The sequence below is a fragment of the Massilia brevitalea genome (assembly GCF_030711405.1).
Lineage (GTDB): Bacteria > Pseudomonadota > Gammaproteobacteria > Burkholderiales > Burkholderiaceae_D > Telluria > Telluria brevitalea.
This window is the reverse complement of the sequence record NZ_JAULSI010000001.1, coordinates 161,620-186,305: the sequence shown is the minus strand read 5'-3', so window position 1 is coordinate 186,305 and position 24,686 is coordinate 161,620. Positions and strand designations below refer to the sequence as shown.

Annotated in this window: 24 protein-coding genes; 11 read left to right on the top strand and 13 right to left on the bottom strand. The window is 64.8% G+C overall.

Annotation, left to right across the window (positions count from 1 at the left end; genetic code table 11):
- Positions 1–12: 12 nt before the first annotated feature.
- Entirely contained in the window at positions 13–549 is a 537-nt protein-coding gene (locus QWL29_RS00715) for a hypothetical protein (RefSeq protein ID WP_305820967.1), read from the bottom strand.
- A gap of 371 nt (positions 550–920) precedes the next feature.
- Here QWL29_RS00715 and QWL29_RS00710 point away from each other — a divergent pair, with 371 nt between their 5' ends.
- A complete protein-coding gene (locus QWL29_RS00710) occupies positions 921–2,396 on the top strand; it encodes a DEAD/DEAH box helicase (RefSeq protein ID WP_305820966.1) in 1,476 nt (491 codons plus the stop codon).
- A 46-nt stretch (positions 2,397–2,442) separates the two neighbouring features.
- Here QWL29_RS00710 and rfbA read toward each other — a convergent pair whose 3' ends face one another.
- The 4 genes from rfbA to QWL29_RS00690 form a co-directional block, all read right to left on the bottom strand.
- Complete coding sequence (rfbA, locus tag QWL29_RS00705) at positions 2,443–3,333, bottom strand: glucose-1-phosphate thymidylyltransferase RfbA (RefSeq protein ID WP_305820965.1); 891 nt, start codon at positions 3,331–3,333, stop codon at positions 2,443–2,445.
- Positions 3,330–4,373, bottom strand: coding sequence for a dTDP-glucose 4,6-dehydratase (gene rfbB / locus QWL29_RS00700; RefSeq protein ID WP_305820964.1), 1,044 nt, complete (start codon positions 4,371–4,373; stop codon positions 3,330–3,332). The genes rfbA and rfbB overlap by 4 nt, the downstream gene beginning before the upstream one ends.
- Positions 4,374–4,514: 141 nt before the next feature.
- Positions 4,515–5,207, bottom strand: coding sequence for a response regulator (locus QWL29_RS00695; RefSeq protein WP_305821009.1), 693 nt, complete (start codon positions 5,205–5,207; stop codon positions 4,515–4,517).
- Positions 5,153–5,983 (bottom strand): PAS domain-containing protein, encoded by an 831-nt coding sequence (locus QWL29_RS00690; protein ID WP_305820963.1) that lies wholly within the window; start codon positions 5,981–5,983, stop codon positions 5,153–5,155. The genes QWL29_RS00695 and QWL29_RS00690 overlap by 55 nt, the downstream gene beginning before the upstream one ends.
- A 77-nt stretch (positions 5,984–6,060) precedes the next feature.
- On the opposite strand from QWL29_RS00690, the gene QWL29_RS00685 reads away from it, so the two are divergent.
- From QWL29_RS00685 to QWL29_RS00640, 10 genes are all read left to right on the top strand, one after another.
- Positions 6,061–6,708, top strand: a complete 648-nt coding sequence (locus QWL29_RS00685; protein ID WP_305820962.1) for a hypothetical protein — start codon at positions 6,061–6,063, stop codon at positions 6,706–6,708.
- 4 nt (positions 6,709–6,712) lie between these two features.
- Positions 6,713–7,654: an NAD-dependent epimerase/dehydratase family protein gene (locus tag QWL29_RS00680; protein WP_305820961.1), complete on the top strand. Its 942-nt coding sequence runs from the start codon at positions 6,713–6,715 to the stop codon at positions 7,652–7,654.
- Positions 7,655–8,941: an NAD(P)/FAD-dependent oxidoreductase gene (locus tag QWL29_RS00675; RefSeq protein ID WP_305820960.1), complete on the top strand. Its 1,287-nt coding sequence runs from the start codon at positions 7,655–7,657 to the stop codon at positions 8,939–8,941.
- 11 nt (positions 8,942–8,952) lie between these two features.
- Positions 8,953–9,339, top strand: a complete 387-nt coding sequence (locus QWL29_RS00670) for a GtrA family protein (RefSeq protein ID WP_305821008.1) — start codon at positions 8,953–8,955, stop codon at positions 9,337–9,339.
- An 80-nt stretch (positions 9,340–9,419) separates the two neighbouring features.
- Positions 9,420–10,502, top strand: coding sequence for a CDP-glucose 4,6-dehydratase (rfbG, locus tag QWL29_RS00665; RefSeq protein ID WP_305820959.1), 1,083 nt, complete (start codon positions 9,420–9,422; stop codon positions 10,500–10,502).
- On the top strand, positions 10,499–11,344 hold the full coding sequence (locus QWL29_RS00660; RefSeq protein ID WP_305820958.1) for an NAD-dependent epimerase/dehydratase family protein: 846 nt from the start codon (positions 10,499–10,501) through the stop codon (positions 11,342–11,344). Before rfbG ends, QWL29_RS00660 begins: the two co-directional genes overlap by 4 nt.
- Complete coding sequence (locus QWL29_RS00655; protein WP_305820957.1) at positions 11,331–12,314, top strand: glycosyltransferase family 2 protein; 984 nt, start codon at positions 11,331–11,333, stop codon at positions 12,312–12,314. The genes QWL29_RS00660 and QWL29_RS00655 overlap by 14 nt, the downstream gene beginning before the upstream one ends.
- 10 nt (positions 12,315–12,324) lie before the next feature.
- A complete protein-coding gene (rfbF, locus tag QWL29_RS00650) occupies positions 12,325–13,098 on the top strand; it encodes a glucose-1-phosphate cytidylyltransferase (protein WP_305820956.1) in 774 nt (257 codons plus the stop codon).
- Entirely contained in the window at positions 13,095–13,532 is a 438-nt protein-coding gene (locus QWL29_RS00645; RefSeq protein ID WP_305820955.1) for a GtrA family protein, read from the top strand. The genes rfbF and QWL29_RS00645 overlap by 4 nt, the downstream gene beginning before the upstream one ends.
- On the top strand, positions 13,532–15,718 hold the full coding sequence (locus QWL29_RS00640; RefSeq protein ID WP_305820954.1) for a glucosyltransferase domain-containing protein: 2,187 nt from the start codon (positions 13,532–13,534) through the stop codon (positions 15,716–15,718). The genes QWL29_RS00645 and QWL29_RS00640 overlap by 1 nt, the downstream gene beginning before the upstream one ends.
- 435 nt (positions 15,719–16,153) lie before the next feature.
- Here the strand turns inward: QWL29_RS00640 and QWL29_RS00635 are convergent, their stop codons facing one another.
- The 8 genes from QWL29_RS00635 to QWL29_RS00600 are packed head-to-tail and all read right to left on the bottom strand — an operon-like array spanning position 16,154 to position 24,657.
- Positions 16,154–17,455, bottom strand: coding sequence for a glycosyltransferase (locus QWL29_RS00635; RefSeq protein WP_305820953.1), 1,302 nt, complete (start codon positions 17,453–17,455; stop codon positions 16,154–16,156).
- On the bottom strand, positions 17,452–18,489 hold the full coding sequence (locus tag QWL29_RS00630; protein ID WP_305820952.1) for a glycosyltransferase family 4 protein: 1,038 nt from the start codon (positions 18,487–18,489) through the stop codon (positions 17,452–17,454). Before QWL29_RS00630 ends, QWL29_RS00635 begins: the two co-directional genes overlap by 4 nt.
- Positions 18,486–19,520, bottom strand: a complete 1,035-nt coding sequence (locus tag QWL29_RS00625; RefSeq protein ID WP_305820951.1) for a glycosyltransferase family 4 protein — start codon at positions 19,518–19,520, stop codon at positions 18,486–18,488. Before QWL29_RS00625 ends, QWL29_RS00630 begins: the two co-directional genes overlap by 4 nt.
- A complete protein-coding gene (locus tag QWL29_RS00620) occupies positions 19,517–20,623 on the bottom strand; it encodes a DegT/DnrJ/EryC1/StrS family aminotransferase (RefSeq protein ID WP_305820950.1) in 1,107 nt (368 codons plus the stop codon). Before QWL29_RS00620 ends, QWL29_RS00625 begins: the two co-directional genes overlap by 4 nt.
- 38 nt (positions 20,624–20,661) lie before the next feature.
- On the bottom strand, positions 20,662–21,288 hold the full coding sequence (locus QWL29_RS00615; RefSeq protein ID WP_305820949.1) for an acetyltransferase: 627 nt from the start codon (positions 21,286–21,288) through the stop codon (positions 20,662–20,664).
- Entirely contained in the window at positions 21,285–23,129 is a 1,845-nt protein-coding gene (locus tag QWL29_RS00610) for an FkbM family methyltransferase (protein ID WP_305820948.1), read from the bottom strand. The genes QWL29_RS00615 and QWL29_RS00610 overlap by 4 nt, the downstream gene beginning before the upstream one ends.
- 1 nt (position 23,130) lies before the next feature.
- Positions 23,131–23,874: an ABC transporter ATP-binding protein gene (locus tag QWL29_RS00605; RefSeq protein ID WP_305820947.1), complete on the bottom strand. Its 744-nt coding sequence runs from the start codon at positions 23,872–23,874 to the stop codon at positions 23,131–23,133.
- Between the two features lie 9 nt (positions 23,875–23,883).
- Complete coding sequence (locus QWL29_RS00600; protein ID WP_305820946.1) at positions 23,884–24,657, bottom strand: ABC transporter permease; 774 nt, start codon at positions 24,655–24,657, stop codon at positions 23,884–23,886.
- Positions 24,658–24,686: the final 29 nt, after the last annotated feature.

The window sequence follows — 24,686 nt, the reverse complement described above, 5'->3', positions numbered from 1 at the left end:
GGCTTGTCGTCGTTACGCCTGGATATCGAGCTGCGCGGCGTTTTCCTGCGGGTTGTAGGCCTGCTGCACTTCCTGCGCGCGCGAACCTTGCGCAGGCGCGCCGGCTTGCGGTTCCTGCGCGCTTTTTTCGGCCTGGGCCGCCAGTTTCTTCTCGTAGGCGGCGCGCTCTTCGTCGCTGACCTTGCGGTCGCTGTTGGTATCGGCTTCGGCGATATAGTCGCTCGATTCGCTGCTGCCCGATGCTGCGCCGCCGGCGCCGCCTGCACCGCCGGCATCGGCAGTGTCTTCCTCGCCGCCGGCCTGGCGCAGGCGCGCCGCATCGGCCTGGGCATTGAGCTGCCCGCCCAGGCGGTCGGTGGCGCTCGACAGGGCGCTGCGCGTCACGGCGGCGCTGTCCGCCTCGCCGCTGCTGGTCTCGGTGCTTGCTGCTGCGCTGGCCGTGCCGGCCGCACCCTGGGCGCCCACAGCCTGCACTTCCTGGCTGCTGCGGCTTGCGGCACGCGCCAGCAGCGATTGCGCCAGGCTCGATCCGCCAATACTTGAAACCATTTTTTTCCTCTGCAAAGATTGTCTTGTCTCCATTTACGGCGAGCCAAAACCGAAACACAGGGCAGGGAATGTAAAGCCGGGTAAAGCCCGGGCTTGCAAAAACGGCAGGGCGGACAGGCATGGGCAGGCCGCATCGACACAGGATTCCATATACACCTTCGAGTTTTTGAGGTAACCTTGAGGATGCTACTTAGTGTCTCTACGTTCGCGCCGGCGGTTTATGCCTGCGAGGCGTGCCTACCGAGCCGGCCACGGGCCGCGCACCAGTTGGCGGCAAGCCCGCCCATCCAGCGTTTTGCGCGTCGACATGCGTCCGGGGCGAGGCAGCGAAGCGGCCGTAGAGCGGAACGATTACATGCCTGGAAAGAATAATGTCTGAAACACCGATGAACAACGAGGCTGCCACGCCAGAGGTGCGCTTTGCCGATTTCGGCCTCGCGCCCGAGATCCTGCGCGCCCTCGCCGACCAGGGCTACGTCCATCCGACCCCGATCCAGGCCCAGGCCATCCCGGTCGTGCTGCAGGGCCGCGACGTCATGGGCGCCGCGCAAACCGGCACCGGCAAGACCGCCGGCTTCTCGCTGCCGATCATCCAGCTGCTGCTGGCCCATGCGAATACCAGCATGTCGCCGGCGCGCCACCCGGTGCGCGCGCTGATCCTCACGCCGACCCGCGAGCTCGCCGTGCAGGTGGCCGACAACGTCAAGGCCTACGCCCAGCACACCCCGCTGCGCTCGGCCGTGGTGTTCGGCGGCATGGACATGAAGGGCCAGACCGTGATCCTGAAGGGCGGCGTCGAAATCGTCATCGCCACCCCGGGCCGCCTGCTCGACCACATCGAGCAGAAGAACGTCAGCCTGGGCCAGGTGCAGATGCTGGTCATGGACGAAGCCGACCGCATGCTCGACATGGGCTTCCTGCCCGACCTGCAGCGCATCATCAATTTGCTGCCGAAGAAACGCCAGAACCTGATGTTCTCGGCCACCTTCTCGCCAGAAATCAAGAAGCTGGCCAACAGCTTCCTCGACCAGCCGGTCCTGATCGAAGTGGCGCGCAGCAACGCCACCGCCGAAAAGGTCACCCAGGTGGTCTACAAGGTCGACGAGGAACAGAAGCGCGACGTGGTCGAGTTCCTGATCCGCCAGCGCGAGCTGAAGCAGGTGATCGTGTTCTCGAACACCAAGATCGGCGCCTCGCGCCTGTCGCGCCACCTCGAACAGTGCGGCATCAAGGCCTCGGCCATCCACGGCGATAAAACCCAGCAGGAACGCATGGCCGCCCTCGATTCGTTCAAGAAGGGCGAGATCGAGGTGCTGGTGGCGACCGACGTTGCCGCGCGCGGCCTCGACATTTCCGACCTGCCGTGCGTGATCAACTTCGATTTGCCGTACAACGCCGAAGACTACGTGCACCGCATCGGCCGCACGGGCCGCGCCGGCGCCTCGGGCGATGCGATCTCGGTGTACTCGGACAAGGACGAGCGCCTGCTGGCCGACATCGAAAAACTGATCAAGCAGACCGTCCAGCGCGGCGAGCTGAACAACTTCACGCCGCGCGCCCGCAGCCGCGACCGCGATGCCGAACGCACCGAGCGCCGTCCGCGTGGCGGCAGCGTGGAGGCGGGCCGCAGCGAACGCAGCAGCGAAGTACGTAGCGAACGCGGGCCGCGCAGCTATGGCGCCGGTCCGGTGCCGCGCCGCGACAAGATCGATCCGTGGTTCCTGAAGCCTTACGAGCCTGCGAGCGCACCGCGCCGCGAAGCGGTCCAGGCCGTTGGCGGCACGCAGGCCAAGCCGAAGCAGAAGCTGGCCGTCCTGCTCGGCGGCTTGCCGAAGCCGCAGGCATAAGCTACAGGCCTGATCCACCCCGGCCGGCGGCGCACCGCCGCCGGCCTTATTCCCCTTCGTGCACCAGCCGCAGCAGGTATTCTCCATACCCGCTGCGCGCCAGCGGTTCCGCCAGGCGCAGCAACTGGGCGCTGTCGATGTAGCCCATGCGCCAGGCAATCTCCTCGGGACACGCAACCTTCAGCCCCTGGCGTTTCTGGATCGCCGCGATGAACTGGCTGGCGTCGAGCAGCGAATCGTGGGTGCCGGTATCGAGCCAGGCTGTGCCGCGGCCCAGGATCTCGACGTTCAGCGCGCCGCGCGCCAGGTAATGGCTGTTGACGTCGGTGATTTCGAGTTCGCCGCGCCGCGAGGGCTTCAGGCTGGCCGCAATGTCGCAGACCTGGTTGTCGTAGAAATACAGGCCGGTCACGGCATAGGGCGATTTCGGCCGCAGCGGCTTTTCTTCCAAACTCAGCGGGCGGCGCGCCGCGTCGAATTCGACGACGCCATAGCGCTCCGGATCGGTAACGTGGTAGGCGAACACGGTGGCGCCGCTGTCGCGCGCGGACGCCGCCTGCAGCCTGAATACCACGTCGTTGCCGTAGTGGATGTTATCGCCGAGGATCAGCGTCGACGCCGCGTCTCCCAGGAAATCGCGGCCCAGGATGAAGGCCTGGGCCAGGCCGTCGGGCGAGGGCTGGGCGACGTAGCCGAGTTCGAGTCCCCACTGGCTGCCGTCGCCCAGCAGCGCCTGGAAGCGCGGCACGTCCTCGAGCGTGGAAATGATCAGGATCTGGCGCAGGCCCGCCAGCATCAGCGTGCTGAGCGGGTAATAGATCATCGGTTTGTCGTACACCGGCAGCAGCTGCTTCGAGACGCTGGTCGTGAGCGGGTACAGGCGCGTGCCGGCGCCGCCCGCCAGGATGATGCCCTTGCGCGCCGGGGCGGTGCTCATGAACGTTCCCCCTGGCCGGCATGGCTGGCCTGCAGCGCATCGAGCCAGTCCGCGTGCGCCAGGTACCACTCGACGGTCTTGCGGATGCCGCTGGCGAAGCTCTCGGCCGGCGTCCAGCCCAGTTCGCGTGCAATCTTGCCGGCGTCGATGGCATAGCGGCGGTCGTGCCCCAGGCGGTCCGTGACGTGCTCGATGCGGTCGGCATGGCTGCCTTGCGCTGCGGGCGCCAGTTCATCGAGGATACCGCACACGGTCCGCACCACATCCAGGTTTGCCATTTCGTCGCTGCCGCCGATGTTGTAGGTTGCGCCGGGGCGGCCGGCCTCGAGCACGCGCCGCAGCGCCGCGCAGTGGTCGGTCACGAAGAGCCAGTCGCGCACCTGCTGGCCGTCGCCGTACACGGGCAGGGGCTGGCCTGCGCGTGCCTGCGCGATCATGTGCGGAATCAGCTTCTCGGGAAATTGATACGGACCGTAATTATTAGAACAGTTGGTCGTCAGGGTCGGCAAGCCATAGGTGCGGTGCCAGGCGCGCACCAGGTGGTCCGATGCGGCTTTCGAGGCGGCATACGGATTGTTCGGCGCATAGGGCGTGGTTTCGCTGAAGGCGGCCTCGCCTGGCTGCAGGGTGCCGTAGACCTCGTCGGTCGAGACATGCAGGAAGCGGAAGCGCGCGCGCGCCGCGTCGTCTTGCGCCTGCCACCAGGCGCGCACGGTCTCGAGCAGGGCAAAGGTGGCGTCCACGTTCGTCGCGATGAAGTTGCCGGCTCCCGCGATTGCGCGGTCGACATGGGTTTCGGCGGCGAAGTTGAGGATGGCGCGCGGCTGGTGGCGCGCCAGCAGGCTGGCCACCAGCGCGCTGTCGCCGATGTCGCCGTGGACGAACAGGTGGCGCGGGTCGTTGGCGAGCGAGGCCAGGTTGGCCAGGTTGCCGGCATAGGTCAGCTTGTCGAGGTTCACGACCGGCTCGTCGCTGTGTGCCAGCCATCCGAGAACGAAATTCGAGCCGATGAAACCTGCTCCCCCTGTGACTAGAATCATGCGAATGGTGTCCTGGTAGCACCGGATGCCGGGCTTGCGCCACGTCCGGCGATTGAATGGCACGCGGCCAGGAGGGCAACGCGAAGGCGGCGCGCTGCCTGGCCCGTGTATGCGCCCGAATACGAACCCGGGTATTGTACTTTACAGAACAGTGCGTGCCGGCAGGATGGCGCGTACGCGCGACAGCAGTTCTTCCTGCCGGTAAGGCTTGCCGAGCACGTCGAGCGGCTGGGCGCGCGGGGTGGGCGCGGGCAGCTCGTCCATGTAGCCGGTGGTGATCAGGATCGGCGTCTCCGGCCGGCGCGCGCGCACCTGCTCGGCCAGCTGCAGGCCATTCATGCCGCCCGGCATGATGACGTCGGTGAACAGCAGGTCGATGTCGGCTTCTTCTTCCAGCAGTTCCAGCGCGCGCTCGCCGCTGGGTGCCGACACCACCGCATAGCCGGCCGCGCCGAGCATGCTTTCCGCCAGTTCGCGCACGTCCTCGTTGTCTTCGACGACGAGGATGCGCGGCCTGTTTTCGTCCTCCTGTGTTGCCGCGTCCGGGTCTTCGCCATCGGCCTCCTGGCCCGCCCCCGGCCCGGGGTCGTTCGCCGCCGTCTCGCCGTCGGCAAGCGGGAAGAGCATGCGCACCGTGGTGCCCTGGCCAGGCGTGCTGTCGATGTCCAGCCGGCCGCGCGACTGCTGGACGAAGCCGTGCACCATCGCCAGCCCGAGCCCGGTGCCCGGTCCCTTGGTGGTGAAGAAGGGTTCGGTCGCGCGCCGCATGACTTCGGGCGTCATGCCTTCGCCCTGGTCGGCCACGCAGATCGCCAGCTGGTTGCCGGGCGCCAGCGCCGTGGCAACCTTGACTGGCCGCCGTTCGGCATGGCGTCGCGCGCATTGATCAGGACGTTCAGTAGCGCCATTTCCAGGTGGGTCGGATCGAGGGTGCAGGCGGGCAGGCCGGGCTTAAGGTCCAGGTGCAGATCGACCTGGTCGCCAAGGGTGCGCACCAGCAGTTCCGAGAATTCCACCAGCAGGGCGTTCAGGTTGACCCGGCGCGGCTCGAGGCGCTGCTTGCGTGCGAAGGTGAGCAGTTGCTGGGTCAGCTTACCGGCCTTTATGGCCGAGCGCTGGGCGCGGCGGATCGATTCGCCGGCCGTGTTGTTGCCGGCGCCGAGCGCCAGCAGCGCCAGTTCCAGGTTGCCGTTGATGACCTGCAGCAGGTTGTTGAAGTCGTGCGCCATGCCGGCCGTCAGCTGGCCGATCGCCTCCATCTTTTGCGCCTGCAGCGAGGACTGTTCGGTGGCGCGGCGCTCGGTCACGTCCATCTGCGAGGCGAAGAAGTAGAGCAACTGGCCTTCCTGGTCGAAGATCGGCCCCAGGAACAGCGCATTCCAGAACGGCGTGCCGTCGGCCTTGTAGTTCAGGATGTCGAAGGCCACGGTGCGCTCGTCGGCGATGGCCTTGCGGATCGCGTCGACGGTCGCCGGGTCGGTCTGCGGGCCCTGCAGGAAGCGGCAGTTGCGCCCTACGGCCTCGGCTTCCTCGTACAGGGTGAGATCGAGGAAGGCGCGGTTGACGAACACGATCGGGTTGTCGGGCTGGCGCGGGTCGGTGACCACCATCGGCATCGCCGCAGCGCATCGTCCTCGACCTCGACAACACGGTCGACTGGGGCACGGTCTGGTCCCATGTGCTCGGCGTGGAAGCGTACGCCAAACGCCGCAATACCGAGCTGTTCTGCGTGAACCAGAACTGGCATATTTCCTTCACCCGCGTGGCGGCCTGCACGCCTGCGGAGCTGACCTCCGCGCCGCGCCTGTACGTGCGTCCGCTGGCCGGCGCGCCCGACCCGGCGCTGGGTGCACCGGTGGTCGAAGGCCTGGGCCTGGGCTTCTACCGCCTGGCCAAGCCCGACCTCGCCGGCTACAGCCCGGTATCCGTGTCCGAGCGCGCCGCCTGGTACAGCGCCTTCATCCTGCAAACCGGCTGGTCGACCATCGAAGCGGGCGGGTTCGTCTGGTCGATGGGGGACAGGTCCAACCTCGGTCTGCACATCGGCCAGGCCGCAGGCACGCGTGTGTTGCTCGATCTCGCGGCCTTCCTGCCGCGTCCGGACTACCGCCAGGAGTTGACGATCGAAGTGAATGGAAAAGCGGTCGCGACCGCCGCCTTTACCCAGCAGGACAACCGCAAGCAGGTGGCGTTTGTGGTCCCTGCGGGCAGTAGCGACGACGTTGCCGTCAGCTTGCGCCTGGCGCACCCGATTTCGCCAAAGCAGGCCGGCGTCTCGCCCGATGGACGGGTGCTGGGGGTACGCCTGTTTGGACTTACCGTGGAACGAAAGTAATCCGATGGACCTGAATGCAAAGATCCTGCTGCCCGGCGGCGCGGGGCTGGTTGGACAAAACCTGGTCGCCCGCCTGCTGGCGCGCGGCTATACGAACATCGTCGTGCTCGACAAGCACCGCGCCAACCTGGCGATGCTGCGCCAGATCCAGCCCGGCATCGTGGCCGAGTACGCGGACCTGGCCGAGCCGGGTGAATGGGCGCGCCACATCGAGGGCGCCGCCGTCGTGATCATGCTGCAGGCGCAGATCGGCGGCATCGACTACCAGGAATTCGTGCGCAACAACGTCGATTCGACGCGCCTGGTCCTCGACGCGATCAAGCGCCACCCCGGCGTGCGCCTGGTGCACGTGAGCTCGTCCGTGGTCAAGTCCGTTGCCGACGATTTTTATACGCGCTCGAAGAAGGCGCAGGAAGAGATGGTGCTGGCCAGCGGCGTGCCTTGCCCGGTACTGCGCCCGACGCTGATGTTCGGCTGGTTCGACCGCAAGCACCTGGGCTGGCTGTCGCGCTTCATGCGCAAGGTGCCGGTGTTTCCGATTCCGGGCCATGGCCGCTACATGCGGCAGCCGCTCTACGTGGGCGACTTCAGCAACATCATCATCAGCTGCATCGAGCACCCGGTCGAGAACCGCATCTACAACATTTCGGGCCACGAAGAGGTCGACTACATCGACATCATCCGCCAGATCAAGCGCACCACGCGCAGCCGCACGCCGATCGTGCGCATTCCCTACAGCCTGTTCTACGGCTTGATCTGGCTGTGGAGCCGGTTCGACCGGAATCCGCCGTTCACCACCCAGCAGCTGCGCGCCCTGATCGCACCCGACAGGTTCGAAGTGATCGACTGGCCCGGCATCTTCGGCGTGCGCAGCACGCCGTTTGCCGAGGCGATCGACGAGACCTTCAACGATCCGAAATACAGCCACATCGTCATGGAGTTCTGAATGGGACAACGTATCGCCGTCCTCGGCGCCGGCCCCATGGGCCTGGCGGTCGCCTACCAGCTGGCGCGCGACGGCCACCATCCGGTGGTGTACGAAGCCGACGACCGGGTCGGCGGCATGGCGGCCGCCTTTGACTTTTCCGGTCTCGCGATCGAACGCTACTACCACTTCCACTGCATCTCGGACCACGCTTTCCTGAAAGTGCTCGACGAACTCGGCATTGGCCACAAGATGCACTGGGTCGCCACGAAGATGGGTTACTGGTACCAGGACCGGCTGCAACCCTGGGGCAATCCGGTTGCGCTGCTCAAGTTCAAGGGCCTGGGCATGGCCGCCAAGTTCCGCTACGGCCTGCACGCCTTCCTCTCGACCAGGCGCGACGACTGGAAGCCGCTCGACCATGTCGAGGCGACCGGCTGGATCAAGCGCGCCGTGGGGCCGGAAGCCTGGGAAGTGCTGTGGCGGCGCCTGTTCGACTACAAGTTCTACGACTACAGCAGCAACCTGTCCGCCGCCTGGATCTGGAGCCGCATCCGCCGCATTGGCCGCTCCCGCTACAGCCTGTTCAAGGAAAAACTCGGCTACCTCGACGGCGGCTCGGAAACCCTGCTGCATGCCATGCGCGCCGATATCGAGCGCCATGGCGGCGAACTGCGCCTGAAGACGCCGGTCACCAGAGTCGTGATCGGGGAGGGCGCAGTGCGCGGTGTCGAGGCCGGCGGCTCCTTTGCGGCCTTCGACAAGGTGATCAGCACCATTCCGCTGCCGTACGTGCCGCGCGTGATGCCCGACCTGCCGCCAGACCTGCTGGACGCCTTTGCTTCCAAGAAGAACATCGCCGTCGTGTGCGTGATTGCGAAGCTGCGCAAGCCGGTGTCGGAGAACTTCTGGCTCAACACCAACGATCCGGAGATGGACATCCCTGGCCTGGTCGAGTATTCGAATCTGCGTCCGCTGAAGGAGCACGTGGTCTACGTGCCCTTCTATATTCCGGGCGAGCATCCGAAATTCGCCGAGCCCGACCAGGTCTTCCTCGACAAGGTACGTAGCTACCTGAAAAAGATCAATCCAGCCCTGACCGACGCCGACTTCCTCGACATGCGCGCCAGCCGCTATCGCTACGCCCAGCCGATCTGCGAACCCGGCTACCTGGACCGCCTGCCGGCGCCGAAGCTGCCGGTGCAGGGCCTGTGGGTGGCCGATACGTCGTACTACTATCCGGAAGACCGCGGTATTTCCGAGAGTATCGACTTCGGCCGCAAGATGGCGCAGGACGCGGCGGCGTGATCCGGCAATTCATGTCGCGCCAGTTCCTGGTGTTCCTGCTCACCGGCGGCACGGCGGCGGCTGTCAACTTCGGTTCGCGCATCCTGTACAACACCTGGATGTCGTTCTCGGCCTCGATCGTGCTGGCATACCTGACCGGGATGGTGACCGCCTTTGTACTTGCACGGATGTTCGTGTTTTCCAGGCCCAGCCATGGTACGGGCAAAGCCATCCTGCTGTTCACTGCCGTGAACCTGGTTGCGGTTCTGCAGACCTGGCTGATCAGCCTCGGAATGCTGCACTTCCTGTTACCCGCGCTGGGCGTGACACGCCATGCGCCGGAACTGGCCCATGCCGTCGGGGTGATGGCGCCGGTGTTTACCAGCTACCTCGGACACAAGCACTTTACTTTCCGTTAAGAAGCAAGGAATGGATGACTTAGGCAGTGAGCCTCTGTTATCATCGCTGCTAGAATGAATAATAAGTCTTATCGCTTACCATGACTCACAGTCTTAACTTCGAATCGGCGTTGAAGGGAAAACGCATCTTCATTACGGGGAATACGGGCTTTACCGGGAGTTGGGCCAGTCTCTGGCTGGGAGAAATCGGCGCTGTCGTGGCCGGTTACTCGCTCGAGCCGGAAACCACGCCGTCGATGTTCGATGCAACCGGACTGCGTGCCGACGGCAACACCACGTTCGGCGACATTCTCGATTACGAGGCACTGCATGCCGCGATGGCGGCATTCCGGCCCGACCTGATCCTGCACCTGGCGGCCCAGCCCCTGGTGCGGCGTTCCTACCGTGAACCGCTCGAAACCTTTGCCGTCAATGCGCAGGGCACGGCCAATGTGCTCGAGGCGGCGCGCCAGGTGCCGGGTGTGCGCGGCGTCGTGTGCATTACGACCGACAAGGTGTACCAGAACAATGAATGGCCCTGGCCTTACCGCGAGAACGATCCTCTGGGCGGCAAGGACCCGTACAGCGCGTCGAAGGCCGCGGCCGAAATGGTCATCCAGAGCTATGCGGCGTCCTACCCGGCGGCCAAGGGGCAGGGGCCGGCGATCGCCATTGCCCGCGGCGGCAATATCATCGGTGGCGGCGACTGGTCGGAAGATCGCCTGGTCCCCGATTTCGTGCGCGCCGTGGTCGACGGCCAGCCGATGACGCTACGCTATCCGGACGCCAGCCGCCCATGGCAGCACGTCCTGGCACTGGTGCACGGTTACCTGATGCTGATGGCTGGCCTGGTGTCGGACCAGCCGGCGCGTTTCGCACGCGCCTGGAACCTGGGCCCGCAAGATCCGCAACAGCATTCGGTACGCGAAGTGCTGGAAATGATGTGCGGCCACTGGATGCGTCCCCAGCTTGAATACATGGACAACCCGCTGCCCGAGGCCGGTGCGCTGGCGCTCGACAGCTCGCTGGCCCGCAACCTGCTCGGATGGGTACCCGCCTGGGATACGAAGCAGGTGGTGGCCTACACCGCAACCTGGTACCGCGATTATTATGCCGATACGGCGCAGGCACGCGCGATTACGCTGGACCAGATCTCCGCCTGGCGTGCAGGCCTGGCACAATGATTTTCCTCATTGGTGGTAGCGGCCGCCTTGGGCAGGCGATCGCACGTCAACATGCCGGCGCATCCGTCACCGTGCTGCCGCGTGCGCTGTACGCGCACTGGGGTGAACCCGGCGCGCACCACGAGGTCGCAGAGTATTTCGCTCCCTGGGCCGGTAGCGGCTCGGTTGTCTACGTCACCTCGGGCCTGCTCGACCCGCGCCTGGCGCCGGAAGAGCACGCGCGCGTCAATGTCGCCCTGCCGCTGAATATCGTCGAGGGCGCCGCGTCGCTCGGGCTGAAGGTGCGCACCTTTGGCACCGTCATGGAAACGCTGATGGCAAGCCAGAACCCCTACGTGCGCAGCAAGGCCGAACTGGGGCGCCGGATTGCCGCCGCATCTGCGTCCGGCCTTCCGGTGGCCCATGTGCGGATCCACACGCTATATGGCGGTGGCGAGCCGGCCAGCTTCATGTTCCTCGGCCAGATCCTGTCGGCCTTGCGTGCGCAGGCGCCGTTTCGCATGACGCTCGGGCGCCAGCTGCGCGAATACCACCACGTCGACGACGATGCGGCCGCGCTGGCGCGCCTCGAAGAAACCGGCCTGTCCGGTGTTGTCGACCTCAGCCATGGCGCGCCGCTCAGCCTGCGCGCGCTGGCCGAGACGGTTTTCGAGGCGTTTGGCGCGCGCGCGCAGCTCGAAGTAGGCGCCCTGCCAGAACCGGCCAGCGACAATTTCGGCGCGGTACTGGAGCGCCCGGCCGCGCTCGAACTTGCTTATTTCCGCGACGCCGCCGCTGGTGTCGTCGACTACCTCAAGCCGTATATTCTGCAACCTGCCGTTCCCACTGATGATGTCCATTGAGCAGCTTTCTCCACCGCGCCGCCCGCTGGTGTCGATTTCGATTCCTGTGCTTAACGAAGAAGGGAATATCGCTCGGCTCTATTCCCGGCTGACCGCGCTCGCCGACCGCATGCGGTCGCGCTGCGATCTCGAGTTTGTATTCTCGGACAACCATTCAGACGACCGTACCTGGGAGATGCTGGGCGAACTGGCAAAGACCGACGCCCGCGTGCGCGCGATCCGCTTTTCGCGCAATTTCGGTTTCCAGCGCTCGATTCTCGCGAACTACCTGCATACGCGGGGAGACGCCGTCATGCAGATCGATGCCGACCTTCAGGATCCACCCGAGCTGCTCGAGGAATTCTTCGAACGCTGGACCCAGGGCTATCACGTTGTCTACGGTATCCGGCGCAAACGCCGCGAGAATATCCTGATCAACACGTTTCGCCGCGCCGGTTACTGGGTCATCGACAAGATCAGCGAACATCCGATTCCGCAGAACGTGGGTGACTTCCGGCTGGTCGATCGCCGCGTGGTCCAGGCGCTGGCGTCCAGCAAAACGCCCAATCCCTACCTGCGCGGCATGATTGCCGGCCTCGGATTCCGCCAGACCGGCGTCGAGTATGCGCGCGATGCGCGTCTTGAAGGCGAGAGCAAGTTCGGCGTGAGCCGCCTGATTCGCCTGGGGATGACCGCAATCTTCAACCATTCGACAGCGCCGCTGCGCATTGCCTCGTTGCTGGGCGGCGTCATGCTCGGCCTGAGCATGGTCGGCATGGTCTACTACACGTTCATGCGTCTGTTCCAGCCGCATCTCCCGCCCGGCTTTGCCAGTACCCAGATTCTGATCCTGTTCGGCATTGGCCTGAACGCTTTCCTGCTGGGTATCATCGGCGAATACCTGCTGCGAATCTACGTCATGTTGCGTGCAGATCCAATAGCCATTGTCGAAAACAGCATCAACTTCGATACCTCTGAACTCAAGCTATAAGAGAAAGTACATGAAAGCTGTCATCCTCGCCGGCGGCCTCGGCACCCGTATTGCAGAAGAATCCGACACCAAACCCAAGCCAATGGTGGAGATCGGCGGCAAACCGCTGCTGTGGCACATCATGAAGATGTACTCGCATCACGGCATCAACGACTTCGTCATTTGCCTCGGCTACAAAGGCTATGTGATCAAGGAGTTCTTCTTCAATTATTATCGCCACATGTCGGATATGCAGATCGACCTGGGCACGGGCCAGCACACGATCCTGAATACCCAGTCCGAGAACTGGCGCATCACCCTGGTCGACACCGGTCCCGAGACCATGACCGGCGGTCGTCTCAAGCGCGTGGCGTCTTACCTGGGCAACGAGACTTTCTGCCTGACGTATGGTGACGGCCTGTCCAACATCGACATCGGTGCCGAACTCGCTTTCCATCGCGAGCACGGAAAACTGGCGACGGTGGCGGCGGTCCAGCCCCCGGGTCGTTTCGGCGTGCTGAACATCAAGGGCGACAGCAGCGTCTCGAGTTTCGAGGAAAAGCCGAGCGACGAAATCGGCTGGATCAATGGCGGCTTCTTCGTGCTGGAGCCCAAGGTTATCGAATATATCGATAACGACGCCACCTCATGGGAGCGTGAACCGCTGTCGAACCTGGCGCGCGACGGCCAGCTGGCTGCATTCCGCCACACGGGCTTCTGGCAGCCTTGCGACACCCTGCGTGACAAGCGCGAACTGGAATCGATGTGGAGCGGCGCCGCGGCGCCATGGCGGAGCTGGAAGTGATCCAGGCCGGCAATGGAAGCCCCGGCAGGCGCGCAGGCATGCTGCGCGTGCTGCGCTTCCTTGTCGGCGGCGGCCTGAACACGGCTGTCACCTACCTCGTTTATCTCGCACTGCACGCAGTGCTGAGCTACCAGCTGGCGTTCTTCATTGCATACGCCGCAGGCATCGTGTTTTCCTACTTCTTCAACTCGACCGTCGTGTTCAAGCGCCGCATGTCGTGGCATGGCATGGTCGTGTTTCCGCTGGTGTATCTCGTGCAGTACGGCGTATCGGCGCTGGTGCTCGGCCTCCTCGTCGAGCATACCGCGCTGCCATCATGGATTGCGCCGTTGCTGGTGTCGGTGATCACCCTGCCATTGACGTTCGTACTGACCCGGCTCGTGGTTAACCGTTTCAATCCGCCCGTGGGCATGCACCACGGTTCCAAGAATTAATGACCAATCCTTTCCCGATGCGACCATCGCCTCTTTCCAGCCAGCGCGCCTTGCCGCTTCTGCCCCTGCTGCTGCCAACCCTCCTCACCTTGTTGCTGCTGTGGCTGCCATTCGGCTTCGGCATGACTGGCCATATCGAGGAGTGGGGCCTGCTGGGCTTGTTCACCATGCAGGGCGCGCTTCCTGTCGCCTGGGTCGATGGACCGCTGGGTGCGCACGCGGTCCGTCCGTTGATGCCGCTGACCTTCTGGATTGCACACGCCCTTAGTCCCGATTCCTTCGTCGCCTGGCACCTGCTGCAGATCGCAGCACTGGCAATCAAGGGCATTGCCGCCGCTGCGCTGGCATGGCGCGCGACCCGTTCGGCTGCCTGGGCCGCCTGGTTCGGACCGCTGGTAATTCTTTATCCGGCAGACACCATGCAGCTTTCGTTCCGCTCGCTGCACATCAACTGGTCGCTGGCGCTGGCACTGCTGGCAGGCGCGCTGCTGCTGTATGGACTGGAGTGGGTGCGGCGCCGCCGCAGGTATATGGCGGCTGCCGTGGCAGCGTTCCTGCTATTCCTCGGCTGCTGCATGTACGAGGCCGCATTGACCCTGGTTCCCCTGCCGTTCGTGGTGATGATGGCGCGCTGGGGCTGGCGCGGATTCTGGTCCCGGGTGCGCGCCGGACTGGGGCCATTGCTGATATTCGTGGGCGGGGCATTCCTCTACCTCGGATACGCGAAATGGGTGGCCGGGCAGGTCGCAAGCTACCAGGGCACGATCGCCGGCGGCGGCCGTAGCATCGTGGCGGTCCTGTTCGAATCGCTGCCCAAGCTGTTCTCGATCGGCTATGCACGTGCCCTGTTTGGCGGCTGGATCGACGCGGCGCGGATGATCCGTGACGAATTCGCCAATCCCGCCTACCTCGTCTTCGTGACCGTTGTGCTGGCCCTGGCAATCTTTTTTGTATGGAAGCGCAGCAGCGCTGCAAGTGCAGAGGGAACGCAGGGGCACGCGGACAAGGTGCACCCGCTGTGGCTGATGTTCGGTGGCCTCGTGGCCTGCGCGCTCGGCTACGCGCCCTTCCTGTTGTTGCCAACCCACCAGGTCATCAGCCAACGGACCTTCCTCTGGGCCAGTCCGGGCGCCGCGCTTGCCTTCCTGGCACTGCTGTTGCTGCTCGGCCGCGTGCACCGGGCGCTCGCGGCCGGCCCGGCGGTCCTGTTATTGCTGGGCGGTTTCGCTGCACAGTTGTTCCAGTTCCACCATTACGAAAACATTTCGCGCACACAGCAGGCGCAACTGCGCGCCATTGTCAGCAACTTCGACGGTAACTTTGCCGGCAAGACCCTGGTGGTCCTCGACGAAAGCAATTCCCTGGGCCACACCTGGACCTTCCCGGAAGGTAGCCTGGAACCGACGCTGGCCTATCTCTACGGGCATGCTACCGGTACGGTTCAGGTTTGCCACTGGCCGGCAGGCGAGTGGGTCCATAGCGACAGCCTCGGACGCCGCGGCAGCTGCGTGCGCGATGATAACGGCTGGACATTCACGCCGGCAGGCCGTGCCGGTCCGCCAGAGTTCGCCTATGCCGACCCGGTTGCGCCGGTACGCCTCGACGCGGCACAAGCCATCGTTCTCACGATCGGCGCCGACTTCCGCGGACGCCTCGAAGGTGCAGCCGCACCGACCGCTGCCAACACCACGCGCACCGCGCGTGAGCTGGGCAGTCTGCAACCCGGCGGCGGCTTGACCCTGCTGCACGGGATGTTCCGCGATGAGCAGCCGAATCCGTCCTACCGCTGGAGTTTTGGCGACTGGTGGAGCTTGGAACAGCCGACCCGTGGCTATGGCTGGCGGGAAGTCGAATGGCAGGCTGAGGGAATGGAGCACGTCTCGCTGGCATGGAAGACGGCGCCGGTTGCTGGCATACAATTTATGCTTGCCCCAGTCGCGCGGCCGTATGTGTTGCGCGGGCGCTTCGGCGCGTTCGCCAGCGAGGCCGTGCGCCAGGACGTCACCGCACTCGTCAACGGCCATGCGCTGACGCTCAAGCCGGGCACGGACGGCAGCTTCTCTATCGACGTACCGGCAAGCTGGCTGCGGCCGGGCGCCAACGATCTGGCGCTGCGGGCGCCAGTCGACCTGGCGTATTACGGCCTGTCGTTCCAGCTCGATTGGTTCGAAATCGCGCCGCAGTAAGCGGCGCAGGGCCCGGATTCAGGGCAAGACAGGCAATGCCGGGCCATCGGGCCCGGATGCCTGTGAGCGCACAGTCCGGCCATGAGTTCCGCGCGCAGGAGGTCTTCTGCACGCGCCCCTGGGCGGAGCGTAGGCGCCCGCCAGCGCCGGCATCGACGCTCAGGTGCACAATGGAAGGTGTTCGGGCGAGCGCGCGGCAAGCGCGTTCGAGTCGGTCAGGCGCGGCACTTACCGGCCCAGGACGGGCGGCAAGGGCGCTGCAGGCGGATGATGCCGAAGGCGCCGCGGCCGGTCGAAGACCGTCCGCGGCGTGATCCGGCTGCCTCGGCAGCGGCTAGAGTCAGGATGCCAGCTTGTCCTGCCGGCACCAGCGAGTGGAATGTCGGCAGGGCAAAGCCCGATAGCGGCACATGCCGCAGCAAGGCAGGGTGCAGATCAGTTGCCGGTGCCGCCGATGGTGAAGAGATCCAGCGCAGCCCGGCTTTCTTCGCCGCTCAACCAGTCCGACCTTGCCCCCCAGCCTGCCAGTGTCGAGGTCAGCCGTTCGATGGCCGTCAGGGTCGGACGCGCCCGGCTGACGTTGGCCGTCATCCCGACGAGGCTTTCGGCATAATGGTCGGCGCGGAAGGTGGCGCCGGCCCATTCCTTTGCGCGTGCTCCGAGCGTGCCGCGCATATCCGGTGAATGGTAGAGTTGCTCGAGCGCTTGTTGAAGCATGCTGATCTCGTTCTCGGGATCGATCTTCAGCACGCAGTCGTCCGGCAATTCACTGTAGAAATTCGTGTCGGTAACAATGACCGGCTTTCCGTACAACATTGCTTCGATCGCCGACGCGGAGGCTGCTTCCAGGCTTGGCCAGCGCAGGCAGGTGACCACGTCGGCCTGATCGATCGTGCTGACCAGCGCGTCGTCGTCGAGCTCGTCCGAAATGAGCAGGTTGACCTGATACCTGCGCGCCAGGCTCGACAGGGCGACAACCGTTTCAGTCTGGATCCGGCCAACCAGCCGGTAGACGGTATGGTCGCGCAGCACAGGGCTGTTGCCGATCGCGCGGATGACACTGGCGACACGCTTGTTCGGATTGACATGCCCGATCGTCAGGACATAGAAGGTAGGGCCGTTGCTGTGCGCCTCGGCACCCCTGCCTGCCGGCGCGTTGTAGGGCAGCGGCACCACGTGCACCGGGCCTGCGCAGCTGCGCCACAGTCGCTCCGCGCCCCAATTGCTGTGCGTAACGACGCCGGAAGCCATGCCGCCGATCCATTCGGTCATCGGTGCAGCGTCGACCGTGCTGGCGATGAACGAATCCGAATCCGGATGCATGAAATAATGTTCCGCCACCGCGGCGCCATACCAGGACCGGAGTACGGCGTGGGCGGCCGGCCTGTTGCGATCCGCCCAGCCCCAGAACAGGTGGCCCAGGAAGAAGTCATGGAGACATACGATCCCTGGAGCGCGCGGCAACCATTCGAGGCAACCGATGTGGAAGTCGTAGTTGTTGCCGACCTGGTAAACCACGCTGTCTGAGCGCGCAACGGCGGCCGTGACGGCAGCCAGGTCGGCCCATGACAGCACCGTGCCGCCGAAATCGTGCGTCTGCTTTTTCATCAGCGATTCCAGCTCGCAACGCACGACAGTGACCTCGTGGCCGGCCGCGCGTAATGCATGCACGACAAGCGTGCTCATCCGGCCAATCGCAGATGCTTGCAGGCCGGGGGTGAACATGACAAGCTTCATTGCAGCAGTTTCTCCACAGTTTGGGGCCAATTAATGCCCAGGCTGAGCCAGAGCGCCTTTGCCGCCGCGCCGCGTACCGCCGCGCGCTGCGGATTGTCGCAGGCCTGCGACAGTACCGACGCCAGCGCTTCGGCGTCCGGTTCTGCTACCCAGCCGGTTTCGTTGTGCTTGACCAGGCTGAGGATGCCGCCGCTGTCGGTGGTCGTGATCAAGGCTTTGCCCGCCAGGGCTGCTTCCATCGATACATAGCCGAGCGAATCTTCATCGAACGGAAGGTAAGCGACGGCCGCGGCGCCGTTCAGGTATTCGGCATAGGTCGTACGCGGCAGGAAGCGCAGGTCGAGACGCACCCGGTCCGCCAGCCCGAGCTGTTCGACGAGGGCGCGCAGGCGCTCGCCGTCGGCCGGCCGGTCCGGCGGGCCGGCAATGAGCAGCTTGACGTTGCGCGGTGCGCGACGCAAGGCTTCCAGCAGCAGGTACTGGCGCTTCATGTCGTTGATGCGGCCGCCGGCGAATACGTAATCGCCCGCTTGCCCGCCATCGAACAGCTCGGCATCGTTGATGGGCGGCAGCAGGACTTCGGCGTCGAAGCCATTGTAGTGCTGCAGGCGCTGGCGGGTGACTTCCGAATTGGTGAAGATCTTGCGGCTTTCCGCAAAGCTCTCGCTGTCCGCATTGCGGATGAGGGTGCGCAGTTCCTCGCCGGCGGGGCCGGGCGGAAGGTTGGTCTGGCCGGCGTCGAACAGGTCGTATGCCTGGCGATACTGGTGCAGCAGCCACAGGGTCTTGCGCGGGTGGCGAATCAGGTACGCCGGGAATTTCAGGGCGATGACGTGATCGACGTTCGTCAGTTCAAAGGCGCGCACCATCAGCATCTGAGATGGAATGCGCGATGCCGGCTCCCACTGGAATGGAATGCGCAGGACTTCCGCTTCGTGTCCGGCCGCGATGACGTTCTTTTGAAGGTGCACGGCCAGCTCTTCGGCGCCTCCCCAGACGAAGGGCGCCATGTTATTTACGATGAGCACCTTCATGCGAGGAGCCTTTTCAATACGTGAGACCAGGATATGTTCAGTTCGTCGAGCCGGGCATAGGCGCGTTCCCCCATCGCCACGGTGCGCTGGCGGTCGGTGTAGAGCCTGTCCATCGCGGCGGCCAGCGAGTGCGGCGTCGGCTCGGCGACGATCCCGTTGTCGCCGTCGCGCACCAGTTCGAGCACGCCGCCCGAGTCGCTCGTCGTCAGCAGCGCCTTGCGTGCGTGGCTCGCCTCGATGCTTGGATAACCGTAGGAATCTTCGTCGAGCGGCAAGTAGGCGGCGGCCAGGCAGTTGGCGAGGACGTCGACTTTTTCCTGTTCGCTGATCCAGCGGTTTTCAAGCATCACGCGGCCCTGCAGCCGGGCCGCCGCGACCTGCTCCTTCAATGCGTCCGGATACGTGTTGCTGATGCTGGCGCCGCACAGGCGCAGGCGGACCGGCGTGCGGGTAAGCGCCATCGCCTCGACTAGGAGATGCTGGCGCTTGTGGTGCTCGAGACGGCACACATACACGATTTCGTCGTTATGGCCGCGCGAATGAAAGCGCTCGGCATCGATCACGGGCGGGTACAGCACCTCGCTGTCGATGCCATTAAAATGCGTGAGCCGGTCGGACACCACCTGCGAGTTGGTGAAGACGTGACGCGCCTCACGCAGCGCGGCCGTGTCGGCCTGGTGCAGCGCATCGCGCAGGCCGCGGTGGCGCAGGTCGTCCTCGAAACCACGGTAAGGTGTATCCCACAGATCGTAGAAAACCCGCAAGTGGTGGATGAACCACAGGATCTTGTGGGGATGCTGGATCAGGTGCGCCTGCGGGCGGAAGCAGATGACGCGGTCCGCAGCCGACAGGTCGATCCAGCGGAATGCAGCCATTTGCTGGAACAGCAGGTCCGGGGTATCCACTTCCGGGAGATAGACTCGCTCTACCTGGTGGCCCTCTTTCTCGAGCATGGCCTGCAGCCATTCCACGATGTTGCGCGCGCCACTGGGCAAAAAGGGGATGAACGAGGAGCAGAGGGCAATTTTCATGCGTCGGCGAGAAGAGTGCGCAGCTGGCTGGCGATGCGTTTGACGTCGTCGCGGGTCATCCCCTGGTGCGTCGGCAGGTTGATGCCGCGGCCGGCCCAGCTGTCCGCCACCGGATAGGACGTCTGCTCCAGGTAGGGGGGCAGGATGTGCATCGGGTAGAACACCGGCCGCGTTTCGATGCCGGCTTCGTCCAGGGCGCGCATGATGCCGTCGCGCTTCGCTTCGTCGCCGTGGACGAGGTAGACGGTGTACATCCAGACCACCTGCTTGGCCCAGGACTGCTCGACGGGCAGCACGAGCTTGTCCGCCAGGCCGCCCAGCGCTTCGTTGTACCAGCCGGCAAGGCGGTGGCGTTCGTCGATCGCACGGTCGATGGTTTCCATCTGCGCCGTACCGATCGCGGCCTGGATGTTCGTCATGCGGTAGTTGTAGCCGATCACCTGGAACCAGTAGCGGCGCTGTGGGTCCATGCCCTGGCCGCGGAACAGGCGCAGCTTGTCGGCCAGCTGGTCGTCGTTGGTCGTGATCATGCCGCCTTCGCCGGTCGTGACGATCTTGTTGCCGAAGAACGAGAAGATGGCGCAGGTGCCCAGCCCGCCGACGCGGCGGCCGCGCACTTCGGCGCCATGCGCCTCGGCGGCGTCCTCGACCACCCACAGGCCGTGCTTCTCGGCAACGGCGTTCACCGCATCCATGTCGGCCGGATGGCCGTACAGGTGCACCGGAATGATCCCGCGCGTGCGCGGCGTGATCTTCGCTTCGATGGCGGCAGGGTCGATGTTCATCGTCTCGCGGCACACGTCGACCAGCACCGGCGTCGCGCCGCAGTAGCGCACCGCATTCGCGGTGGCGATGTAGGTGACGGTCGGGATGATCACTTCGTCGCCCGGCTGCAGGTCCATGCCGATCAGCGCCAGGTGCAGCGCCGTGGTGCCGTTGTTGGTGGCGACTGCGTGCTTGACGCCGCAAAAGTCGGCGAAGGCGCGTTCGAACATGCCGATATATTTGCCGTTCGACGAAATCCAGTTGGTGTCGATGCAGTCCAGAACGTATTCGCGTTCCTTACCGTTCAGGGTAGGCTGGGCTACTGAAATGCGGCTCATTGATTTCGCTCCATGATGAATGTTTTCTCTGTTTCTCTTTATTTGTGCAGGACGCGGGCGGGCACGCCCACTGCGGTGACGTCCGGCGGAATCTGGCCGATAACCACGGCGCCTGCGCCAACGGTCGCGTGCGCGCCGATCTCGATTCCCGGAATAACCTTGCAGCCCACGCCCAGGAAAGTGCCGGCGCCGACGGTAATGTTGCCCGCCAATGCGCATTGCGGTGCAAGGTGCACGGCCTCGCCAATGCTGCAGTCATGGTCAACGCTGGCGCCGGTATTGATGATGGCCAGGTCGCCGATGCTTGCCTCGGCATTGATGACGGCGCCGGCCATGACGGCGACACCGGCGCCGAGCCGGGCCGATGGCGACACGACCGCGGCGGGGCTGATCGCGTTCACCAGTTCATAGCCCAGTTCGCGTACTTGCCAGCCGAGCCTGGCGCGCAAACGGTTCGGTCCGAGCGCCACGAAGGCGCGCGTGTGGCCTTCGTCGCGCAGGCGGGCCAGGTGATGGTCGCCCTGGAGAACGGGCAGGCCCAGGCAGGTCGGCGCGCTGTCGCTGGCGCCGACGCAGCACAGGACGGTCTCGCCCATGGCTTGCAGGAGTTCGATGCAGACCTTGGCGTGGCCGCCTGCACCGACGATGATGACGGGCTGGTTCATGCGGCTTCCCCGGCTTTGGGCCAGAGCCGTGCGCCCGGGCGTGAAAAGAACAGGTTGGTCGATTCCGCAGCTTCCAGTGCGGCCACGCTGATTTCCGAGAGCGCACCGGTATTCGCGTCGATGGCGCGGTATTCGAGGCCGAGGCCGGTAAAGGCGGCGAGCCATTCGGCGCTGGTATGCGCGTTGCGGTGCAAATGCGACGGTCCGAATTCGACGATGAGGGCAATGTCGGGATTGGCTTGCACGATCGGCAGGGCGCCGCGCAGCACTTCGAGTTCCGCACCTTCCGCATCGATCTTGAGGAGGTCGACCTGGCAGGCCGCTCCGAGCGCGGCTTCGAGCGTGACCGTGGCCACCTCGACCGACGGCGCAGCCTGCTGGCCGTTGCCGTTGCCGAGCTCGAACAGCGAATGGTGTCCGCTGGTGGCGCCAAGGAACAGTGTCTTGACGCCTTCGCGGTCCCAGACGGCCTTGCCGTGGACCTCGGTCAATTGGCTCAGGCCGTTAATCCAGAGCGTCTTTTCGAGCAGCCTGCGCGTTCCCTCGAAAGGCTCGAATGCCACGATGCGTCCGCGGCCCTGCAGGGCGCGCCCCGCAGCCAGCGTATGCAGTCCGACGTTCGCGCCGACGTCGACGAAGGTGTCGCCCGGTTGCAGGATCTGCTGGATCAGCAGGCGGGTGCCGCGTTCCAGTTCCCCGGTGTCGATCAGCGTCGCCAGCAATGCCAGGTCGGTATCGGAGCACATCACATAGCCGGCTTCCGTTTTCACCATCACTTCGTCGGCCGCGCAGTGCATCAGCGCACGCCGCGCGCTGGCATAGCCATATTGTTCGAGGCGGTCGAATTGCGGCGCAAACTGGTCGAGCCTGTGCGCGACTACCTGCGACAGTTCCTGCTGTCCACTGGCGAGTCTCTGGAAGGCGGTATCGCGGGTGCCGGCCTGCTCTTGCAGCAGTTCGGTAATCCCGTCGAGCTTGCGTGCGAGCAGCTGGCCGAGTTCCTGCTGTCCGCCGGCGAGCGTCTGGCGGTCGGCATCGCGGGTGCCAGCCTGCTTGTCCAGCAGTTCCGTCATCTCGTCGATCTTCCGTGCGAGCATGTGCGCCAGCGCCTGCTGTTCCTCGGCGAGCGTCCGCTGCTTGTCCGCCAGCGCCTGCTGTTCGTCCGCGAGCGCCTGGCGCGCCGTATCGTGCGTGCCTGCCTGCTGTTCCAGCCGTTCCGTCATGGTGTCCAGCCTGTGCGCGAACATCTGCGCCAGTTGCTGCTGCCCGTCGGCGAGGGTTTGACGCGTTGCATCGTTCCTGGCGGTCAGCTCGTTCAACAGGGCCGCAATCCTGTGCCGGTCTTCCGCGAACAGGCGGCGCACGAGGTCGCGCGTCGCCTGCTGCTCCTGCAACAGCCCCGTAAACAGGACCTGCTGTTCCTGCACCGAGTGTCCCTGCATCGCGATGATTTCCTGGCGCAGCATTTCACGCGCCGACTGGACTTCACGCAGGACTTCGGCCGATGCGTGCTGCACCTGGCGCTGGGTATCTGCAAGCGTGCGCAGCGTGTCCTGGTGCAGCGTCTCGGTCAGGTAGCGGCGCGTGCGAAAGGCAATCGGGCGCAGGAAAGGCTTGAGCAGACGGAAGGTGATCGCGGCGGGACGGCGCAGCCAACGCTTGACGCGGCCACGCAGGTCGGTTCGGGTCATGTCGATGCTTGCCTGCTGGACCGGCAACGCAGCCGGGTTGCCGGCCGGGGACAGGGCAGGCCGGGTGATCGCGGATGCCGCCACCGCACGCCGCGATGCGGTTTTCAACGCGACATCGATATCCAGTCCGCTACGATAGTGTCGTTCCATGTCAGTGTCCGAAATAGGCTGCCACGACCTCGGCGGCAGCACCATCCATGCGGATCTTGCCGTGTTCCAGCCAGAGCACGCGGTTGCAGGTTTCCAGGATCAGGTCGCGCGCGTGGCTGGCGATGACCAGGATGTTGGTCGACTGGACCAGGGTGCGCATGCGTTCCTCGGCCTTGTGCTTGAAGTTCTCGTCGCCGACCGCAAGCCACTCGTCCATCAGCAGGATCTGCGGGCGCACCGTGGTCGAGACCGCGAAGGCCAGGCGCAGGTGCATGCCGGTCGAGTAGGTGCGCAGGGGCATGTCGATGAAGTCGCCAAGCTCGGAGAACGCGATGATGTCTTCCATGCGTTCGGCCAGTTCGGCCTTGTTCATGCCGAGCAGGGCGCCGCGCAGGTAGATGTTCTCGCGGCCCGTCGCTTCCGGGTCGATGCCCAGCGAAATATCGATCAGCGAACCGATCTCGCCGTCGATGCGGGCACTTCCTTCCGAAGGCACGTAGACGCCGCTGAGCAGGCGCAGCAGCGTGCTCTTGCCGGCGCCGTTGTGGCCGAGCAGGCCCACGCGGTCGCCGTCGCGCAAGGTGAAGCTGAGGCCTTCGAGTGCGCGCACGACGACGCGCCCCATCGGGTCGGAGCCAAGCTGGCCGCCGGTGGCGACCGAGATCAGGCGCTTCTTGAGGGAACGCCCGCTTGCGTTATAGATCGGGAAGTCGACTGCGACGCTGTCGAAATGAATAGACGCCATGGTTCGTTTTTACAGCCAGTAAGCTATGCGGCGCTTGTAGCGACCGAAGATCAGGATCGCCAGGCCCCAGCCGAGCACGGCCATTGAGGCGGCGACCACCCAGTTTTCCGTGCCCGGCACCTGGCCCAGCAGCGGAGCGCGGGCAATCTCGAGCATGTGATAGAACGGATTCAGGTCGAGCAGGAAGGTTCCCGCACGTTTGGGCAGCAGCGACGGCATCCACATGACGGGGGTCAGGTAGAAGATCACCTGCAGGACGCTGGTCACCATCTGCGGCAGGTCGCGGTAGCGCGCGCAGACGATCGCCAGGATCAGGACCATCCAGCCAAGGTTGAGAATGTCGAGCAGCAGGCCCAGGACGCTCAGCAGGGCGGTCCAGTCGAGAGGCTTGCCGACAATCAGCAGCACGATCGGGAAGATCACGAGGTTGTGCAGCAGGATCAGGAAATTCCGCCAGATCATGCGCATGATGTGCACGAACAGCGGCAGCGGGAGCTGCTTGATGATGCCTTCGGCGCTGATGAAGCCGATCGCACCTTCCGTGATGACGGAGGCGATGAACGTCCAGAGGATCATGCCGATCGTCAGGAACGGCAGGAATTCGTGCATCGGGGTCTGGAAGATCTGGCCGAACACGATGCCGATGGTGCCGATCATGACGCCCATGCTGAGCGTGATCCAGAATGGGCCGAGCGCGGAACGGCGATAACGCGCGCGCACGTCCTGCCACCCGAGCATGCCGACGAGCGGAAGACGCCGGATGGCCGCGACAATGTCGAGCACGGCGTTCGCAGTAGGGCGGTTACTCATTG

Excerpts from the sequence above, each read along its gene's own strand:
- QWL29_RS00715 (WP_305820967.1), bottom strand. The coding sequence starts at position 549 with ATGGTTTCAAGTATTGGCGGATCGAGCCTGGCGCAATCGCTGCTGGCG.
- QWL29_RS00710 (WP_305820966.1), top strand. The coding sequence starts at position 921 with ATGTCTGAAACACCGATGAACAACGAGGCTGCCACGCCAGAGGTGCGC.
- rfbA (WP_305820965.1), bottom strand. The coding sequence starts at position 3,333 with ATGAGCACCGCCCCGGCGCGCAAGGGCATCATCCTGGCGGGCGGCGCC.
- rfbB (WP_305820964.1), bottom strand. The coding sequence starts at position 4,373 with ATGATTCTAGTCACAGGGGGAGCAGGTTTCATCGGCTCGAATTTCGTT.
- QWL29_RS00690 (WP_305820963.1), bottom strand. The coding sequence starts at position 5,983 with ATGGTGGTCACCGACCCGCGCCAGCCCGACAACCCGATCGTGTTCGTC.
- QWL29_RS00680 (WP_305820961.1), top strand. The coding sequence starts at position 6,713 with ATGGACCTGAATGCAAAGATCCTGCTGCCCGGCGGCGCGGGGCTGGTT.
- QWL29_RS00675 (WP_305820960.1), top strand. The coding sequence starts at position 7,655 with ATGGGACAACGTATCGCCGTCCTCGGCGCCGGCCCCATGGGCCTGGCG.
- QWL29_RS00670 (WP_305821008.1), top strand. The coding sequence starts at position 8,953 with ATGTCGCGCCAGTTCCTGGTGTTCCTGCTCACCGGCGGCACGGCGGCG.
- rfbG (WP_305820959.1), top strand. The coding sequence starts at position 9,420 with ATGACTCACAGTCTTAACTTCGAATCGGCGTTGAAGGGAAAACGCATC.
- QWL29_RS00660 (WP_305820958.1), top strand. The coding sequence starts at position 10,499 with ATGATTTTCCTCATTGGTGGTAGCGGCCGCCTTGGGCAGGCGATCGCA.
- QWL29_RS00655 (WP_305820957.1), top strand. The coding sequence starts at position 11,331 with ATGATGTCCATTGAGCAGCTTTCTCCACCGCGCCGCCCGCTGGTGTCG.
- rfbF (WP_305820956.1), top strand. The coding sequence starts at position 12,325 with ATGAAAGCTGTCATCCTCGCCGGCGGCCTCGGCACCCGTATTGCAGAA.
- QWL29_RS00640 (WP_305820954.1), top strand. The coding sequence starts at position 13,532 with ATGACCAATCCTTTCCCGATGCGACCATCGCCTCTTTCCAGCCAGCGC.
- QWL29_RS00635 (WP_305820953.1), bottom strand. The coding sequence starts at position 17,455 with ATGAAGCTTGTCATGTTCACCCCCGGCCTGCAAGCATCTGCGATTGGC.
- QWL29_RS00630 (WP_305820952.1), bottom strand. The coding sequence starts at position 18,489 with ATGAAGGTGCTCATCGTAAATAACATGGCGCCCTTCGTCTGGGGAGGC.
- QWL29_RS00625 (WP_305820951.1), bottom strand. The coding sequence starts at position 19,520 with ATGAAAATTGCCCTCTGCTCCTCGTTCATCCCCTTTTTGCCCAGTGGC.
- QWL29_RS00620 (WP_305820950.1), bottom strand. The coding sequence starts at position 20,623 with ATGAGCCGCATTTCAGTAGCCCAGCCTACCCTGAACGGTAAGGAACGC.
- QWL29_RS00615 (WP_305820949.1), bottom strand. The coding sequence starts at position 21,288 with ATGAACCAGCCCGTCATCATCGTCGGTGCAGGCGGCCACGCCAAGGTC.
- QWL29_RS00610 (WP_305820948.1), bottom strand. The coding sequence starts at position 23,129 with ATGGAACGACACTATCGTAGCGGACTGGATATCGATGTCGCGTTGAAA.
- QWL29_RS00605 (WP_305820947.1), bottom strand. The coding sequence starts at position 23,874 with ATGGCGTCTATTCATTTCGACAGCGTCGCAGTCGACTTCCCGATCTAT.